Raw genomic sequence first — 17,437 nt, 5'->3', positions numbered from 1 at the left:
ACAACATACTCATGGTTTATAGCACAGGAGCCGGGCATTAGCCACTGTGCGTTTAAAGGTTAAACAGGAAGCGGAAGGTTATGGTAGATCGGCCACTGGAAGGTAAATTTCGCACCGCCCAGCTCGCTCTCGTCGCAGCTGACGCTGCCGCCAAAGGCTTGGGCGATGGAGTGCACAATGGCCAGCCCTAAGCCGCAGCCGCCGGTGGCGCGATCGCGGCTCGGGTCGAGGCGCACAAAGGGTTCGAAAATACGCTCCCGTTCAGCCGGGGCGATACCGGGGCCATCATCCTCTACCGTCATGCTGGCAAGCGATCCCTGGCGCTGTAGCGTCACCTTAATCGTCCCTTCGCTGTAGCGCAGGGCATTGTTGACCAGATTATCCAGCACGCGCTCCATCAGGCGCATATCGAGCGCGCCATACTCGTCACCGGCCTGGCAGTCGAGCAGTAAGCTATGTTGCGGGTTCATGCTGCGCGCATCGTCGAGATAACTGCTGAACCAGGCGGGCAGATCCGGCGTCGTCAGCTGCAATTCGGTCTGTGGGCGATCGAGGCGGGCATAAGTCAGCAACTCCTCAATCAACCCCTCCAGTTGCCCGATATCGCGGTTCAGTGCGGTGTGCTCGGCCTCGCTGAGGTTATCGCTCATCTCCAGCCGGTAACGCAGCCTGACCAGCGGCGTACGTAATTCATGAGCGATGCCGTCAATTAGCTGCTTTTTACTGGCGATTAAGGCGTTGATATTGTCCGCCATCTGGTTAAAAGCGATGCCGAGCCGTTCGAAACTGGAGGCGCTGTCAAAGTGAATGCGCTCCTCAAGATGGCCTTCACCAAAACGCTGTGCGGCGGACTCCAGCCGCAGCATCTCCTGCCAGTGCGGCCGCATCCAGATAAAGACCGGGAAGGCCAGCGAGATGGCAATCAGCGCCATCAGCCCCATATCCAGTAGCCGCGTTTCATGCAGGAAAAAGAGATAGGGCACCGGGCCGACCGCCAGCACATAGTGACTACGCGGAATGCGCTGGATAAAGGTGTATTCCGAATCAAGCGCGACGATATCGCCTTCGCGCAGACGCTGGGCAGCGGCAGGATCGAGGGTGAATTTGTTCATCGGCTCGACCTGCAGATCAAAAGAGAGATTCAGATCCAGATCTTTTAAGGTCTTTGCCCACTCGTGGGGCGGGATTTCGCGCAGTTCGCTACGCATCAGGTAGAGCGAGCTTTTCATCAAATCGTCGAGAGACTGGCGACCGGCACGCTCGGCGGTAAATTTATAGACCAGACCGACCAGCATCGTCATCACCAGAAAGCAGACGAACAGCAGAAGGTAAAACTGGACGAACAGCTTTTTCATCGTGACACCTGGTTACGGATTTCAGTTGTCCCACGCATGGGGAGCAAACAGATAGCCTTTGTTACGGACGGTTTTAATACGATAGGGCTCAGTGGCGCTGTCGAGCAGCTTTTTGCGCAGGCGCGAAATTGCCACATCAACACTGCGATCCATCCCGTCGTAGCTTACGCCGCGCAGGTTTTTCAGCAGCGCATCACGATCCATAATTTGTCCCGCGTGGGTGGCAAGCTCCCACAGCAGATCAAAGTCAGCGGTTGAAAGCGCCACCTCAACGCCTGCCAGCAGAACCTGGCGGTTAACGGGGTCAATCGACAACGTGCCGAAGGTAATGGTTTTATGCTGTTTCAGCGATGGCACCGCAGGCTCGGCGGTCGCTGCGCTGCGCTGGCGTAAATGGAGCCGCAGCCGCGCCAGCAGCACGGCGGGCGGAGTGGTTTTCAGAATATAGTCGTTAGCGCCCATCTCCAGCGACAGGATATGGTTCATATCGCTGTCGAGCGAGGTCAGCAGCACAATCGGCCCGGTCCACTGTTTGCGCAGGTCGCGGCACAGGGTCATACCATCTTTGCCAGGCAGCATAATATCAAGCAGCACCAGCTCCGGGTTCTCCCGTGCGATCACCTCTTCAGCGCGATCGCCTCTCGGCTCGACAATCACATCCATATCGTGTTTGCCAAGGTACGCGGCAATCAGTGCGCCCACATCCGGGTCGTCTTCTACAAAAACGATCTTATTCATAAGCCATTATGATTAACAAAAACGTCAACATACACCGCCTTGATGGAACCTGCCATTACTCTTTTCTAAACGAATGTTCTTCCGTTATGCTGGCGGTCTATGTTGTTGAAATGTTAACAGGAAAAATGATGGGCTTGCTGATGAAGGCGGCAATTGGCGCGCTGGTGGTGGTGCTGATTGGTGTGCTGGCGAAGACAAAAAACTACTATATAGCCGGGTTAATCCCGCTCTTTCCTACCTTTGCGATGATTGCGCACTATATTGTCGCCACCGAGCGCGGTGTCGAGGCGCTGCGCACCACCATTATCTTTGGCATGTGGGCGATCATCCCTTACTTTCTCTATCTGCTTTCGCTCTGGTACTTCACCGCTTTTATGCGGGTAGGGCCGGCGCTGGGCTGTGCGGTGATCTGCTGGAGCCTCAGCGCCTGGCTGTTAATCTACTGCTGGAGTCGCCTGCACTGATCTCAGCGCACCAGCATCCAGGTGGCGGGCAGGGCGGCAACCAGCAGCAGGAAAATCAGGACTTTTTCGCGCTGCATCAGCGAGATGGTTTCGCTATGGGTGCTGCGGGCATAGATAAAGACCAGCAGACCGGGGGCATAGAGCACCACCGAGAGCAGCAGGTGCATCGGGCCGGAGGCATAGAGCAGCCATAAACCGTAGAGGCAAGCCCCAACGGCGACCACCCGGTGCAGCGGACGACGCGCGATTTTCAGCAGGAAAGCACCGACCAGCAGGTAGGGCACAAGGATCATCTCTGAGGCAATGGTCAGCAGAGTGTTGTAATCCGAACCGGTAAGCCAGATCAGCACCAGGCAGATCTGCACGCTGGCGTTGGTCAGCCACAGCGAAGCCGCAGGCGCGTTCTGTTTGTTCTGATGCGCGAAGATACGCGGGAAGGCTTTATGCGTTGCCGCCAGCAGTGGCACTTCCGCCGCCATAATGGTCCAGCTCAGGTAGGCACCGCAGACAGAGATAATCAGCCCCGTCGCGATCACCACTTCGCCCCAGCTGCCCAGCAGTTTCACCATCAGCCCGGCCATTGACGGGTTGCGCATCTCCGCTAGTTCCGGGCGTGCGACCACGCCGAGAGAGAGCAACGTCACCAGCAGGTAGACCGTCAGCGCCGCCAGCACTGCCAGCAGCGTTGCGCGGCCGACATCCTGTTTATTCCGCGCACGGGCAGAGACGACCACCGCGCCCTCCACGCCGATAAACACCCACAGGGTGATCAGCATGGTGTTTTTCACCTGCTCCCACACCGGCACGCCGAGCGCTACGCCGCTGAAGTCGAGGGAGAATTTATCGAGGTTGAAGGCCAGCGCCGCCAGTACGACAAACAGCCCGAGCGGCACCAGTTTCGCCAGCGTTGCCGCCAGGTTGATGCTCGCTGCGGTTTGCACACCGCGCAGCACTAGCGCATGAACAATCCACAGCAGCGCGGAGGCGCCGACGATCGACTGCCAGGTGTTGCCATCGCCAAACAGCCGCAATGACGGGCTGTCAGTGAAGAAACTGAGGGCGGAGAAGACGATCACCAGATAGGAGACATTGGCGATCACCGCGCATAGCCAGTAGCCCCAGGCGGAGCAGAAACCAATCAGCTCGCCAAAGCCTTCACGGGCGTAGGTGAAGATGCCGCCATCGAGATCGGGGCGGATGCGGGTCAGGATCAGCATGGCGAAGGCGAGAAGGATGATGCCGACGCCGGTGATCAGCCAGCCGATAATCAGCGCGGCAGGGCTGGCGACTTCCGCCATATTTTGCGGCAGGCTGAAGACGCCCGCACCAAGCATTGAGCTCAGGACCAGCGCAGTTAAAGCGCTAAGGCCAAGTTTCTTTTCCATTGTTATCCTGTCAAAAAAGCAACTCATCCAGAATAATTATTTTGCCGGAGCGCATAAATATGGTGGATATCACTAAGGCGCGGAATTTTACGGAGAGTCGTCAGGGCATGCAATGAGGGCGAGGGGAATTTTGTGAAAAAGTAGATAAAACTGAAAAAAAAGGCGGCTTTCTAAGCCGCCTTTTCTCTGAGCGACGCCTTATTTATAGAGGTCGGCGCTGATGGTCATGTTGTTGCCGCTTTCAGACCACTGACGCGTGATGTGATAGTACTTCGCGCCTTTTGCGGCGGCACGTTTGGCGACCTGATAAGAGATTTCAGTCATGTTGCCATAGTTGCCGGTAAACTTAACGCTGTCGAAAGGCACCATCTGCGCAGCGGTGATTTTATTCAGCTCTTCAATCTTTTTACCGTCCGGAAGCGTGACACTGTAACGACCACCGGTGGAGGATTGCGTTTCAAAGAAACGGCCGACGCCTACGCCTGCGGTGGCATCTGACGCTACGCCTGGAATTTCAACACGCTTCGCTTCTTCACCGCCTTTCGCCAGCGCGGCACGGCCCGCTTCGGAGTCGCGTGGGATGGCGTCTGCGCTCTGAATCACGCGTTTTTTCGCATTGGCTTTATAGATGAAGGCCGTAATCAGCTGGTTACCGCCCTGGTTGGCATCAACCTGGCGCACGATATAGAACGCATCAGCGCCCTTCGCTTTCGCCGCTTTACTGATAGCGTCGTTAACTTCCGGCTGGGTGCGGTAGAAACCCTGCACCGTCACGGTATCATAAGGCTCGAGCGCAATGGCTTTATCTTTTGGATATTCTGTTACGCCATTGATCACGCGATAGGTCGGCTTGTCTGCTTTCGCCGCATCTGCTTTGTAGAGATCGGCGGTGACGCGCTGGTTGCCGCTGTTATTGGCATCAGAGGTGTCAACAACATAAAAAGAGGCCGCGCCCTCTTTATCTGCGCGTTTGGAGACGGCGTTAACCGCATCGCCAATCGCGTTAAAACGTCCGGTAATCACGATGCGATCGTAAGGCTTCACCGCAGCGGCTTGCTCCGGTGTTAACTCTGTCGCGGCGTTAGCAGTAAACGCGGTTGCGGACAGAAGTGCTGACGCCAGGAGGGTGTACTTGAGCTTCATAAAAATAATCCTTCGCCTTGCGCAAACCATAAGTTGTTATTAATAAAACGTCGGTGATTATTGCATTTAAACCGCGCGACTGTCTGCGTCATTTTTTACAGAGTGTGCGCGGCCAGGGGAATAAACCATAACCTTTAGTGATATGTTGAAAAAATAGCCCCTTGACCAGCAAAAGTGATAAAGGTTATGAGTTTTTAAAGTTAATGTAATGTTAAAAGGGATGGTGGGGCGGAGATAAATCATGTTTTGCCGCTTCGCTTAAGCGGAATATCAGCCTTTCCACGTTAATTTAAGTCAAATAACCCTGTCAGCCCGCTTCAGCGCTTAATTTTCGCGGATTAGTGCAGCATTTCGCTTTTCTGACGGTGGATCGCAGGCGTTATTTTCAGTAGGTTATAGAAAGTTTGTTACTGTTTTATTTTCCGCACGGCGTTAATAAGCCACCGCGAAAAACGGACAAACCATCAACTAAAACCGATGGAAGGGAAAACTATGCGTATTGGTGTACCTAAAGAGAGGTTGGCCAATGAAACCCGCGTGGCCGCGACGCCGAAAACGGTCGAGCAGCTACTAAAATTGGGTTTCACCGTCGCGATTGAGAGCGGCGCGGGCAAGCTGGCAAGTTTTGACGACGAGGCGTTTGCCCAGGCGGGCGCGACCATTGTCGACGGTGACAATGTCTGGCATTCGGATGTGATCCTGAAAGTGAACGCGCCGCTGGAGGAGGAGATTGCGCTGCTCAATCCGGGCACAACGCTGGCCAGCTTTATCTGGCCTGCGCAAAACCCGGCGCTGATTGAGACGCTGGCGGCACGCAATGTCACGGTGATGGCGATGGACTCTGTTCCGCGCATCTCGCGCGCTCAGTCGCTGGATGCGCTGAGCTCGATGGCAAACATCGCCGGTTATCGCGCGATTGTCGAAGCCGCCCACGAGTTTGGCCGCTTCTTCACCGGGCAGATCACCGCCGCCGGTAAAGTACCGCCAGCCAAAGTGATGGTGATTGGCGCAGGCGTTGCCGGTCTTGCCGCCATCGGTGCGGCCAACAGCCTTGGCGCGATTGTCCGCGCCTTCGATACCCGCCCGGAAGTGAAGGAGCAGGTGCAAAGTATGGGCGCCGAGTTCCTCGAACTTGATTTTGAAGAGGAAGCGGGCAGCGGCGACGGCTATGCCAAGGTAATGTCGGAAGCCTTTATCAAAGCAGAGATGGAGCTCTTTGCCGCGCAAGCGAAAGAGGTCGACATCATCGTCACCACGGCACTCATTCCGGGTAAACCGGCGCCGAAACTGATCACCCGCGAGATGGTTGACGCCATGCAGCCGGGCAGCGTGATTGTCGATCTGGCGGCGCAAAACGGCGGTAACTGCGAATATACCGTGCCAAACCAGGTCACCACTACCGCCAACGGCGTCAAAGTGATTGGCTACACCGATCTCCCGGGCCGCCTGCCGACCCAGTCGTCACAACTCTATGGCACCAACCTGGTTAACCTGCTGAAACTGCTCTGCGTTGAGAAAGATGGCAACGTGGTGGTTAATTTTGACGACGTGGTGGTGCGCGGCGTAACGGTAGTGCGTGAAGGCGAAGTGACCTGGCCGGCACCGCCGATTCAGGTCTCTGCCCAGCCGCAGGCCGCACCGAAAGCGGCCCCCGTTGCGCCGAAAGAGGAGCCGACACCGGCTTCACCGTGGCGTAAATATGCGCTGATGGCGCTGGCGATTGTGCTGTTTGGCTGGCTTGCCGATGTCGCACCGAAAGAGTTCCTTGGTCACTTCACCGTGTTTGCGCTCTCCTGCGTCGTCGGTTTCTACGTCGTGTGGAACGTCTCCCATGCGCTGCATACGCCGCTGATGTCGGTCACTAATGCCATCTCCGGCATTATTGTCGTCGGTGCATTGTTGCAGATGGGGCACGGCGGCTGGGTCAGCTTCTTCAGCTTTATCGCGGTGCTGATTGCCAGTATCAATATTTTTGGTGGTTTCACCGTCACTCAGCGCATGCTGAAAATGTTCCGGAAGAACTAAGGGGTAACAAATGTCTGGTGGATTAGTTACAGCTGCATACATTGTTGCCGCGATCCTGTTTATTTTCAGCCTGGCGGGGCTTTCAAAGCACGAAACCTCCCAGCAGGGTAACAACTTCGGTATCGCCGGGATGGCGATCGCGCTGGTGGCGACCATCTTTGGTCCGGATGCAGGGAATGTCGCCTGGATCCTGCTGGCGATGATCATCGGTGGCGCAATCGGTATGCGTCTGGCGAAGCGTGTCGAAATGACCGAAATGCCGGAGCTGGTCGCGGTGCTGCATAGCTTTGTTGGCCTGGCAGCGGTGCTGGTGGGCTTCAACAGCTATCTTGATCACAACCCGGGCATCGATCCGGTGCTGGTGAATATCCATCTCACCGAAGTGTTCATTGGTATCTTTATCGGTGCCGTCACTTTTACCGGGTCAATTGTCGCGTTCGGTAAGCTGCGCGGGAAAATCTCCTCGAAGCCGCTGATGCTGCCGAATCGTCACAAGATGAACCTCGCCGCGCTGGTGGTCTCCTTTGTGCTGCTGCTGGTTTTCGTGCGTACCGACAGCGTCGGCCTGCAGGTGCTGGCGCTGCTGCTGATGACCATCATCGCGCTGGTGTTCGGCTGGCATCTGGTGGCGTCGATTGGCGGGGCGGATATGCCGGTGGTGGTTTCAATGCTTAACTCCTACTCCGGTTGGGCGGCGGCAGCGGCGGGCTTTATGCTCAGCAACGACCTGCTGATCGTCACCGGCGCGCTGGTCGGTTCGTCCGGGGCAATCCTCTCCTACATTATGTGTAAGGCGATGAACCGCTCCTTTATCAGCGTGATTGCCGGTGGGTTTGGCACCGACGGCTCCTCCAGCGGCAGCGAAGAGGAAGCGGGCGAGCACCGCGAAATCAACGCTGAAGAGACGGCGGAGCTGCTGAAAAACTCCCACTCGGTGATCATCACCCCGGGCTACGGCATGGCAGTGGCGCAGGCGCAGTATCCGGTAGCGGAAATTACCGAAAGACTGCGCGCCCGCGGCGTGAAAGTGCGTTTCGGTATTCACCCGGTCGCCGGGCGTTTGCCGGGCCATATGAACGTGCTACTGGCGGAAGCGAAAGTGCCGTATGACATCGTGCTGGAGATGGATGAGATCAACGATGATTTCGCCGATACCGACACGGTGCTGGTGATTGGCGCGAACGACACCGTTAACCCGGCGGCGCAGGACGATCCGCGCAGCCCCATCGCCGGTATGCCGGTGCTGGAAGTGTGGAAGGCGCAGAACGTGATTGTCTTTAAACGTTCGATGAACACCGGTTACGCCGGTGTGCAGAACCCGCTCTTCTTTAAAGAGAATACGCAGATGCTGTTTGGCGATGCCAAAGCCAGCGTCGATGCCATTCTCAAAGCGCTGTAAGGTTGATTGCTTAACGATACCGCTCTTCGGAGCGGTATTTTTTTGCCCGCAGTAAGGCTTGCCAGAGCGTCTATACTTCTTGCTTGATCTTTTTTATAAGGAGGAAGGATGACGTTTTTGTCACGTTTTGACTTTATATCCATCTTGATGATGCCCTCATTCTGGATTGGTCTTGGTACGGTGGTGATTGTGACGCTGGTGGTCTACTGGCTCTTCACCCACTTACTGAAAATGGTGCTGAAAGGCGCGCGCAACTGGAGTGAGAAGCAGGGCGGCGTCGGCACGCTGCAGCATGTGGTGGTGGATATGCTCAGACGCACCAGTAAATTCCTGCTCTTTGTAGCGGCGTTACTCTTCAGCCTGCGCTTCGTCGATCTACCCGACCATCTCTTTAACACCCTCGGACACGCCTGGTTTTTAGTGCTGGCGATCCAGATCGCGCTCTGGCTTGATCAGGGCGTGGTGTCGTGGATGCGCCACCTGATGTACTCCCCTAACACCAGCAAAAACCCGGTCACTATGGTGATTGCCGGTCTGCTGCTGCGCATGATGCTCTGGACGATGATGCTGCTGTCGATCCTGGCAAACGTCGGCGTCAACATTACTGCGCTGGTAGCCAGCCTCGGAGTAGGCGGTATCGCCATTGCGCTTGCGGTGCAAACCATTCTGAGCGACGTTTTTGCCTCGCTCTCCATTGGCTTCGATAAACCTTTTGAGATTGGTGACTTTGTGGTGTTCGGCGACGTTGCCGGTACCATTGAGCATATTGGTCTCAAAACCACACGTATTCGCAGCCTGAGCGGGGAGCAGATTGTCTGCGGCAACGCCATCCTGTTGCAGCAAACGCTGCATAACTACAAGCGCATGCAGACGCGCCGTATCGTCTTCACTTTTGGCCTGGCGCTCACCACGCCGCCGGATAAGCTGCGTAAAGTGGGCGAAATGGTGAAAACCATCATTACCGAAGTGGGCAATACGCGCTTCGATCGCGCCCACTTCCTCGGCTTTGGTACCGATCGGCTGAACTTTGAAGTGGTGCACATTGTTAATTCGGCGGATTACAACACCTACATGGATATTCAGCAGGAGATCAATATCCGCATCATGGAGCAGCTGGCGGCAGAAGGGATTGAGCTGGCGATACCGTGCGTGGTGGTGAAAGGGGGGCTGGCGGTGGAAACGCCGTCGGCAGAGCCGCAGAGTGAACAACCGGCAGTATAAAAAAACCCGCCTCGCGGCGGGTTAGTTGCTTAGTCGTCTTCGTCGTCATCCAGCTCAACGGGCGACTGGTAATCATCCGGTTTGATAACCAGCAAATCGCAGCGCAGGTGATCGATCACCTGCTCTGCGGTATTGCCGAGAAACGCGGCGGAGATACCGGTGCGGCCAATGGTGCCAAGCACCACAATCCCGGCCTGTAAATGTTCCGCCAGATCCGGGATCACCTCTTCCGGCAACCCTTTCTCGACATGCGTCATTTTCTCACCGATACCAAACTTTTGCCGTAGCGCTTTCATCGCCAGCAGATGCTGGCCGCGAATGGCGTCGTTATAGACGCTCGGATCAAACTCCGGCAGTTCAATCGCAATATTGATAGGGGTGACAGGATAGGCACCGACGAGGTGCACTTCAGTATGGTTGACCTGCTCAGCCAGATGCTGGGTCTCTTTCACCAGCTTCTCATTCAGCGCGTTGTGGTAGATCTCTTCGCTGGCAAGGTTAACGGCAACCACAGCGCGACCGCCTTCTGGCCACGGCTGATCTTTGACCATCCACACCGGGCAGGGGCATTTACGCAGCAGATGCCAGTCGGTCGGGGTGAAAATTACTGATTCCAGTTTGTCGTGCTGGTGGGTCATCTTCAGCAGCAGATCGTGGCCGCCGGAGAGCACTTCCTGGATAATCGCTTCGAAAGGACGGTTATGCCACACCACTTTGATGTCGATTGGCACACCCGCGTCGAGATAGTATTTCGCCTGTTCGCGGATCCATGCGGTGCGCTGGCTGATAACGCCCTGGCGCATCGCCGTTCGCTCATCGGGGGACAGAAGGGTGGTCATCTCGTATGAGAAGTCGTAAATCGGTAGAAATGCTTTGATCCGACCGCCAATCCGTTGATGCAAATACACGGCACGTCGTAATGCGGGTTGATCGTCCTGATTAGGATCGATGGCGACCAACATATTCTGATACTTAGCCATACAGGGTCTCCTTACATCTGTCACCACTCTCTGACAGTAAAAGATAACCCATATAAGCTGAATGAAACAGCGGAAACCTTTTGCCGGATCAATAAATCAGAAAAATGTAATGACCCGGCAAAAAGGCAAAAGGTGGGGGTAAAAATCAGGCAACGTTACGGGCGTGACCCGCCAGCTCAGAGAGCAGATCGCCATTTTCGATGGTGATATATTTCCCTTTCACCGCCAGCATGCCGCTCTTCTGGAAACGACCCAGCAGACGGCTGATGGTCTCAACGGTCAGGCCGAGGTAGTTGCCAATGTCGCCACGAGTCATGGTCAGACGGAATTCACGCGGTGAGAAACCACGCTGCGCAAAACGACGGGAGAGGTTGTAGATAAATGCCGCCAGGCGCTCTTCCGCGTTTTTCTTCGACAGCAGCAGGATCATATCCTGATCGCCTTTGATCTCACCGCTCATCAGACGCATCATCTGCTGGCGCAGGCTCGGCATTTTACCGGAGAGATCGTCCAGCGTTTCGAACGGGATCTCACAGACCATTGAGGTCTCCAGCGCCTGAGCGAAGCTCGGGTGATGGCCGGTACCGATGGCGTCAAAGCCCACCAGATCGCCCGCCAGATGGAACCCGGTGATCTGCTCATCACCCTGTTCGGTGATGGTATAGCTTTTAATGGTGCCAGAACGGATAGCGTAGAGCGATTTCAGCTCATCGCCTGCTTTAAACAGGGTCTGACCTTTCTGGATGGGCTTTTTACGCTCAATGATATTGTCGAGCTGATCCAGCTCATGTTCATTAAGAGTAAAGGGGATGCAAAGCTGGCTGATACTGCAATCCTGACAATGGATAGCACAACCGCCAGACTGAATGCGTCGAATAATTCGCTTTTCCGGGATCATAGGTCTGCTCTACGCCGTAATTGATATTGGTCAATTTTAACATCTTTTTATGGCGCACGTAAGCCTGGCAAAACGTCAATTCACCATAAATGAAACAGTGGAGCGAAACGGTAAAGACTTACTTTGTCTCATGTTATTGAATTTCCACTAGTTCACTACGGCTTTAGCGAGCGAAGTGCATGAAATACATACCAAACAGACCTGTTTTCTCACAATAGTAAGTAGCGTTCATGGCGCAGTAGCCACTCTTTACGCGCCACACCGCCCGCATAGCCGGTTAGCATGCCGTTACTGCCGATTACGCGGTGGCAGGGGACGACAATACTAATCGGATTAGCACCGTTCGCCGCACCCACGGCACGCGCCGCACCGACGCGACCAAGAGTTGTCGCCAGTTGACCATAGTGCATCACCTGACCGCAGGGGATAGTGCGCAGCATCTGCCACACTTCGCGCTGAAAAGTGGTACCGCCCGTCGCGGTCGGCAGGGTATCAATCACCGCCAGGTCGCCGTCGAAATAGTCCTGCAGTTTTTGGCTCAACCCGCCAGGATTCTGCGAAGCCACGCGCTGATACCCTTCACGGCGATAGTGAATATTCAGCAGTTCAACCATCCGGGCATCATGTTCTTCCCACTCGACGGCGCGCAGCTGAAACTGCTCATCGCAGATGACCCACAGCGGGCCAAGCGGGGTGGAGATTTTATCTTCAAGCAGGGTGAGCATCTCGCGTCCTTATCACTTAATAGCGGTGATAATTTAGCAAACAAAAAAACGCCTCACCATACCCTGAAAGGGTGGCAGTTTTAGGTGTCAATAAGGAAATAACCCTTAAGAGTTAATTGACGGAGAAAATATAAGGTTACTAACGTTTATTAATTAAAAAAATAGAGCCTGCCGACATCCGTCAGGCTCCAGAGTACACACAAACTGAGCATCCAATCTTTATTTTTTGCACGCGATCCTTGCGCCTTCTTTATATTTATAGCGGCCATAATAATTATTGCCAGTTTTAATCAGTGATTAATTTCACGATTATTTAACAAAGGTTCAGGGTATAAAAAGGCACGCCGTTATACTCTTTTTATAACCCCTTGTGCCTACGCGTAATTTGCCCACAGCATTGAGAAGCGCTCCTGTGCCAGCTATAGTACTTCAGCAGATGTTGCTGGAGGACTGCCCCATGAACCCGGATGAAAAATCGCTGTTTCTTGACGCCATGGAGGATGTCCAACCCCTGAAGCGCAGCGCCGATGTGCACTGGCACCCGAGCCATAAATCCCGACCATTGCAGCGCATTGACACCCTGCAGCTCGATAATTTTTTGACCACCGGTTTTCTTGACCCGGTTGCGCTTGATACGCCGCTGGAGTTTCGCCGCGAAGGGCTGCAAATCGGCGTGCTCGATAAACTGCGGCTCGGCAAATATAGCCAGCAGGCGAGCCTGAACCTGCTGCGCCAGCCCGTCGAGCAGTGCCGGCAGATGCTGTTTAGCTTTATGCATCAGAGCCGTAAGGATGGGCTGCGCAATGTGTTGATCATTCACGGAAAAGGGCGCGACGAAACTTCGCACGCCAATATCATCCGTAGCTACCTGGCGCGCTGGCTGCCGGAGTTTGAGGATGTGCAGGCGTTCTGCCCGGCGTTGCCGCACCACGGCGGCAGCGGCGCATGCTATGTCGCCCTGCGCAAATCTGAGCAGGCAAAGCAGGAGAACTGGGAGCGGCACGCCAAGCGCAGCCGCTAGCCGACAAGCGGAACATCCGCTAAGCGTGTGGTCCAGGCGGGGGAGAGCAGGGAGCGCTTCATCCTCCAGCCTGGCGTGACGCCCTGGCCGGCAAACCATAATTTATTTCCCTTCTTATTAAGCGTGTCTAAAACATTCATTAGCGATTCGCTATTTTCTCGCGGAGTAAATTCATCGAATAAATTAAGTTGCGCAACGCCTTTACTAAAAAAATCCCCCAGCATAACGCCCGCTTTTTGATATCTCGGCCCTTGCTTCCAGATAATATCCAGGCTACGCGTTGCTGCCGCAATAATATCGCGGGTGTCATGGGTCGGCGTTAGCAAACGAATGCCTGCACTATTGCTGTAATAAGGTTCATCATCATCGTGCGGGCTACTCTTAATAAAAGCCCCGACATAGCGACAATATTGACGATCCGCGCGCAGTTTTTCAGCGGCCCGCGCCGCCCAGGTGCAGATGCCTTCGCGCACCGATGCGTAGTCACTGACGCGATCGCCGAAGGAGCGGGAGCTGATGATCTCATGCTTCGCTGGCGCGAATTCAGCAAATCCAAGACAGGGTTCGCCACGCAGTTCACGTACCGTTCGCTCCAGCACGACGCTGAAGTTTTTGCGGATAAGCCATAAATCGCTCTGCGCCAGCTTGAGCACGGTATCAATACCCATCGCCTCCAGCCGCTTGCTCAGACGGCGGCCAATTCCCCACACTTCGCCTACCGGCAGGGCGGCCATCAGCTTTAACTGCTGCGCCTGGCGCGACAGATCCACCACGCCGCCCGACGCCTGCGGCCACTTTTTGGCGGCGTGATTCGCCAGCTTGGCCAGCGTCTTCGTCGGCGCAATGCCGACGCCGACGGTAAGCATGGTGCGCTGATAAATGGCGTTACGCAGGGTGCGCCCAAATTCGCGCAGCTGTGGAATGCCGGTTAAATCCACAAACGCTTCATCGATGCTGTAGATATCCACCGCCGGACAGAGCTCCTCCAGCAGCGTCATCACCCGATGGCTCATATCGCCATACAGCGCGTAGTTACTGCTGAACACCGCCACATTGTGACGCTCCATCAGCGCTTTCTGCTTGAAGTAGGGGTCAGCCATCGTGATGCCGAGCGCTTTGGCTTCGGACGATCGGGAGATGACGCAGCCATCGTTATTGGATAACACCACCACCGGCTTACCGGTTAAATCGGGCCGGAAGACGGTCTCGCAACTGGTATAGAACGAATTAACATCAACGAGCGCGTACATGATGGCGGGGCGGCAAAGTGATCACGGTCGTCACGACGCCAACAATATGCGCGCCTTCCTCTTCATCGATCCTGATCGCCGGGTAAGCGGGGTTATCCGCCACCAGCTGCGGATAAGGCCGTAGCCGCAGGCGCTTTACCATAAAACCGCTTAACAGGCGGGCGACAACGATATCGCCATCGCCCGGTTGCAGGCTGGTATCAACCAGCAACAGCGACCCTGGCAGGATCGCCGCCTCGCACATGGCGTCACTGGAAGCCCGCATCACATAGGTGGCCGACGGGTGGGCGATCAGGCTGCTCACCAGGTCGATCGCATCTTCAATGTAGTCCGCAGCCGGACTCGGAAAAGCGCTGGTAGTCATAATGGGTGTCGATCTTTTATTATTACTGTATATAAATACAGTATCGCTGTTCGCACGAAAGGATCAAGCCCCTGAAGCAAGGATCGTTGAAAGATCCTGATGATATTGGCAGTTTTTTGCACAATCATTTTCAGCGTGCGCGCGGCGGGCTGTGTGTTTTGCCGGTTAATGCTTTTGCAATCAAAGGGTAAGCCACTACACTTAGAGGGAATATTTCCATTGGACGGTCCGCATGACAACGCTTAAGAGCAACAACTTCTTTTTTACTATTTTGTTATTACTGGTCAGCGTGGCGTTTTTCACCCTGATCCAGCCTTACTACTCCGCCATCATCTGGGCGGTGATCCTGGCATTGATCTTCTATCCGCTGCGCACAAAGCTCACCGCGCTACTGCGCGGGCGAAACGGTATCGCCTCGCTGATCACCGTGCTGCTGATCTGCATCCTCGTCTTTATCCCGATGATGATCGTGCTCTCGTCGCTGGCGGTAGAGATCAACGCGCTTTATCAGCGCCTGCAAACTAACGCGACGGATCTGCCGCAGCTGTTAAGCAACGGCATTGCGCACCTGCCGGAGTGGGCGAAACATGCGCTGCGCGAAAACAATTTTGATTCGGTAGACGCTATCCGCGAAAAACTCTCCGGTGTGGCACTCAGCGTCGGGCGCTATCTGGCGGGCAGCGCGGTGATCATCGGTAAAGGGACGCTGGGGCTAACCATCAGCTTCTCACTGATGGTCTATCTGCTCTTTTTCCTGCTGAAAGATGGCGCTGCGCTGGTGAAGAAGATCTACGAGGTGATGCCGCTGTCGGCCAAAATCAAACGCCGTCTGTTCCTGAAATTTGCCGGTGTGGCGCGCGCGACGGTAAAAGGAACGCTGGTGGTGGCGATTGCGCAGGGCGCGCTGGGCGGGATTGGCTTCTGGTTCGCTGGCCTGAGCGGCAGCCTGCTGTGGGGCGCGCTGATGGCGTTCCTGTCGCTGATCCCGGCGGTCGGTACCGCGCTTATCTGGATCCCGGCGGTGATCTTCCTCTACTCCACGGGCGAGCTGCTCACTGCCACGCTGCTGACCCTCTACTTTGTGATTGTGGTCGGGCTGGCAGATAACCTGCTGCGCCCGCTGCTGGTGGGGAAAGATACCCGTATGCCGGACTACCTGATCCTGCTTACCACCCTTGGCGGTCTGCAATTTTTCGGTATCAACGGCTTTGTGCTCGGGCCACTGATCGCAGGGCTGTTTATCTCCTCGTGGAATTTACTGGCAGAAGCGCGTGCCAATGCGCTTAATACGCCGCAGGAATAAAACGTAATCCGCTGCCGGAAATAAACCGGCAGCGTTCGTTTACTCTTCGTTTAATTAATTTGGTGAGCGGTAAAGAATTGCAAATACTTTGAGTAAAATCTTAGCCTGTGCTAAATATAAGGCATGTACAACAACTGAGGACAATTTTTAACCGCCACGAAGAGAAGCAACGCGCGGTAAATTGTAAAAATATGGACATTCGGTTCAGTAGTCTTACCCCCTGTTTTTCACTTCCTGCCTCCTTCTGCTGCCCGCCTGCGGGCGAACAATACTGGCGCACTGCGCTGTAGTCCTCTCCTGCCCGATCCGGCGCCCTGTGCGCAACTGTTAATTTTTTTACGGTTTTCCGCTATGCGGTAAATCGCAAGGATCTCTATTCTCAAGCAGGAGAAAAAATATGATTTACTGGATTTTATTAGCGATGGCGATTGTCTCGGAAATAACCGGGACGCTATCTATGAAATGGGCAAGTATTAACGACAGCCACAGCGGTTTTATTTTAATGCTGGTGATGATCACCTGTTCCTATATTTTCCTGGCGTTTGCGGTAAAAAAAATCGCCCTCGGCGTGGCCTACGCATTATGGGAAGGTGTCGGTATTGCCATTATTACGCTGTTTAGCGTGTTGCTGTTTGATGAACCCCTCTCACCGTTGAAAGCGGCGGGTCTGGTGGCGCTGGCGCTCGGTATTGTGCTGATCAAGTCCGGCACGCGTAAGGCCCCACGTCAGGAGCAGGGTCATGTTACTGCTTGAGTGGGTGCACGCGTTATGGCTGGCGATGGCCATTATTCTGGAAATTGTCGCCAACATCTTTTTAAAACTTTCTGACGGCTTTCGTCGCAAACTCTATGGCTGCGGATCGTTAGTGGCGGTGCTGGCGGCGTTCAGCGCGCTGTCGCAGGCGGTAAAGGGGATCGATCTCTCCGTCGCCTACGCGCTGTGGGGCGGGTTTGGTATCGTGGCGACGCTCGCCGCCGGCTGGATCCTCTTCGGCCAGCGCCTCAATGGCAAAGGCTGGATCGGCCTGGCGCTGCTGCTTATCGGGATGATGCTGATAAAACTTTCCTGATGTGATATTGCCCGCGTTTGCGGGCAACGAAATTTGTGGGCTGTATTACGCTTAGAGGACAATAACAAACGTTACGGGACACCAGTAAGGGTCGTC

17 protein-coding genes are annotated in these 17,437 nt (G+C 55.0%); 8 read left to right on the top strand and 9 right to left on the bottom strand.

Going from position 1 to position 17,437, the window contains the following annotated elements:
* Positions 1-59 precede the first annotated feature (59 nt).
* Complete coding sequence (rstB, locus tag EH164_RS12355) at positions 60-1,355, bottom strand: two-component system sensor histidine kinase RstB (protein ID WP_023481468.1); 1,296 nt, start codon at positions 1,353-1,355, stop codon at positions 60-62.
* A gap of 21 nt (positions 1,356-1,376) precedes the next feature.
* Positions 1,377-2,093 (bottom strand): two-component system response regulator RstA, encoded by a 717-nt coding sequence (gene rstA, locus EH164_RS12350; RefSeq protein WP_124968428.1) that lies wholly within the window; start codon positions 2,091-2,093, stop codon positions 1,377-1,379.
* Between the two features lie 128 nt (positions 2,094-2,221).
* Between rstA and EH164_RS12345 the strand changes: the two genes are divergently transcribed.
* A complete protein-coding gene (locus EH164_RS12345; protein ID WP_124971427.1) occupies positions 2,222-2,557 on the top strand; it encodes a GlpM family protein in 336 nt (111 codons plus the stop codon).
* Positions 2,558-2,559: 2 nt separating this feature from the next.
* Here the strand turns inward: EH164_RS12345 and EH164_RS12340 are convergent, their stop codons facing one another.
* Together EH164_RS12340 and ydgH are read right to left on the bottom strand one after the other, a co-directional pair.
* On the bottom strand, positions 2,560-3,942 hold the full coding sequence (locus EH164_RS12340; RefSeq protein WP_124968427.1) for an amino acid permease: 1,383 nt from the start codon (positions 3,940-3,942) through the stop codon (positions 2,560-2,562).
* Between the two features lie 198 nt (positions 3,943-4,140).
* Entirely contained in the window at positions 4,141-5,085 is a 945-nt protein-coding gene (ydgH, locus tag EH164_RS12335) for a DUF1471 family protein YdgH (protein ID WP_023481762.1), read from the bottom strand.
* 492 nt (positions 5,086-5,577) lie between these two features.
* Between ydgH and pntA the strand changes: the two genes are divergently transcribed.
* The 3 genes from pntA to EH164_RS12320 all read left to right on the top strand — a co-directional run bounded on the left by pntA (position 5,578) and on the right by EH164_RS12320 (position 9,730).
* On the top strand, positions 5,578-7,110 hold the full coding sequence (gene pntA, locus EH164_RS12330; RefSeq protein WP_124968426.1) for a Re/Si-specific NAD(P)(+) transhydrogenase subunit alpha: 1,533 nt from the start codon (positions 5,578-5,580) through the stop codon (positions 7,108-7,110).
* A 10-nt stretch (positions 7,111-7,120) separates the two neighbouring features.
* A complete protein-coding gene (gene pntB, locus EH164_RS12325) occupies positions 7,121-8,509 on the top strand; it encodes a Re/Si-specific NAD(P)(+) transhydrogenase subunit beta (protein WP_124968425.1) in 1,389 nt (462 codons plus the stop codon).
* Between the two features lie 108 nt (positions 8,510-8,617).
* Complete coding sequence (locus tag EH164_RS12320; RefSeq protein ID WP_023481720.1) at positions 8,618-9,730, top strand: mechanosensitive ion channel family protein; 1,113 nt, start codon at positions 8,618-8,620, stop codon at positions 9,728-9,730.
* Between the two features lie 29 nt (positions 9,731-9,759).
* On the opposite strand, the gene uspE is transcribed toward EH164_RS12320, so the two are convergent.
* The 3 genes from uspE to ogt all read right to left on the bottom strand — a co-directional run bounded on the left by uspE (position 9,760) and on the right by ogt (position 12,333).
* Entirely contained in the window at positions 9,760-10,710 is a 951-nt protein-coding gene (gene uspE, locus EH164_RS12315; protein WP_124968424.1) for a universal stress protein UspE, read from the bottom strand.
* A 145-nt stretch (positions 10,711-10,855) separates the two neighbouring features.
* The gene (fnr, locus tag EH164_RS12310; RefSeq protein ID WP_023481718.1) at positions 10,856-11,608 is read right to left on the bottom strand and encodes a fumarate/nitrate reduction transcriptional regulator Fnr; all 753 of its coding nucleotides are present in this window, start codon (positions 11,606-11,608) and stop codon (positions 10,856-10,858) included.
* Between the two features lie 209 nt (positions 11,609-11,817).
* On the bottom strand, positions 11,818-12,333 hold the full coding sequence (ogt, locus tag EH164_RS12305) for a methylated-DNA--[protein]-cysteine S-methyltransferase (RefSeq protein WP_124968423.1): 516 nt from the start codon (positions 12,331-12,333) through the stop codon (positions 11,818-11,820).
* 457 nt (positions 12,334-12,790) lie between these two features.
* Here ogt and smrA point away from each other — a divergent pair, with 457 nt between their 5' ends.
* Positions 12,791-13,354: a DNA endonuclease SmrA gene (smrA, locus tag EH164_RS12300; protein WP_124968422.1), complete on the top strand. Its 564-nt coding sequence runs from the start codon at positions 12,791-12,793 to the stop codon at positions 13,352-13,354.
* On the opposite strand, the gene umuC is transcribed toward smrA, so the two are convergent.
* On the bottom strand, positions 13,351-14,604 hold the full coding sequence (gene umuC, locus EH164_RS12295) for a translesion error-prone DNA polymerase V subunit UmuC (RefSeq protein WP_124968421.1): 1,254 nt from the start codon (positions 14,602-14,604) through the stop codon (positions 13,351-13,353). The two genes, smrA and umuC, sit on opposite strands and share 4 nt — an antisense overlap.
* Positions 14,588-14,968, bottom strand: a complete 381-nt coding sequence (umuD, locus tag EH164_RS12290) for a translesion error-prone DNA polymerase V autoproteolytic subunit (RefSeq protein WP_124968420.1) — start codon at positions 14,966-14,968, stop codon at positions 14,588-14,590. The genes umuC and umuD overlap by 17 nt, the downstream gene beginning before the upstream one ends.
* 232 nt (positions 14,969-15,200) lie before the next feature.
* Here umuD and EH164_RS12285 point away from each other — a divergent pair, with 232 nt between their 5' ends.
* From EH164_RS12285 to mdtI, 3 genes are all read left to right on the top strand, one after another.
* The gene (locus EH164_RS12285) at positions 15,201-16,271 is read left to right on the top strand and encodes an AI-2E family transporter (RefSeq protein WP_023481574.1); all 1,071 of its coding nucleotides are present in this window, start codon (positions 15,201-15,203) and stop codon (positions 16,269-16,271) included.
* 397 nt (positions 16,272-16,668) lie between these two features.
* Positions 16,669-17,025: a multidrug/spermidine efflux SMR transporter subunit MdtJ gene (gene mdtJ, locus EH164_RS12280; RefSeq protein ID WP_023481606.1), complete on the top strand. Its 357-nt coding sequence runs from the start codon at positions 16,669-16,671 to the stop codon at positions 17,023-17,025.
* A complete protein-coding gene (mdtI, locus tag EH164_RS12275) occupies positions 17,012-17,341 on the top strand; it encodes a multidrug/spermidine efflux SMR transporter subunit MdtI (RefSeq protein ID WP_023481364.1) in 330 nt (109 codons plus the stop codon). Before mdtJ ends, mdtI begins: the two co-directional genes overlap by 14 nt.
* The last annotated feature ends 96 nt before the right edge of the window (positions 17,342-17,437 follow it).

This window comes from Kosakonia sp. CCTCC M2018092, assembly GCF_003864115.1.
In the GTDB taxonomy this organism is placed as follows: Bacteria; Pseudomonadota; Gammaproteobacteria; order Enterobacterales; family Enterobacteriaceae; genus Kosakonia; species Kosakonia cowanii.
Note: the sequence above shows the minus strand (reverse complement) of the source record. Positions and strands in the feature narration are given on the sequence as shown.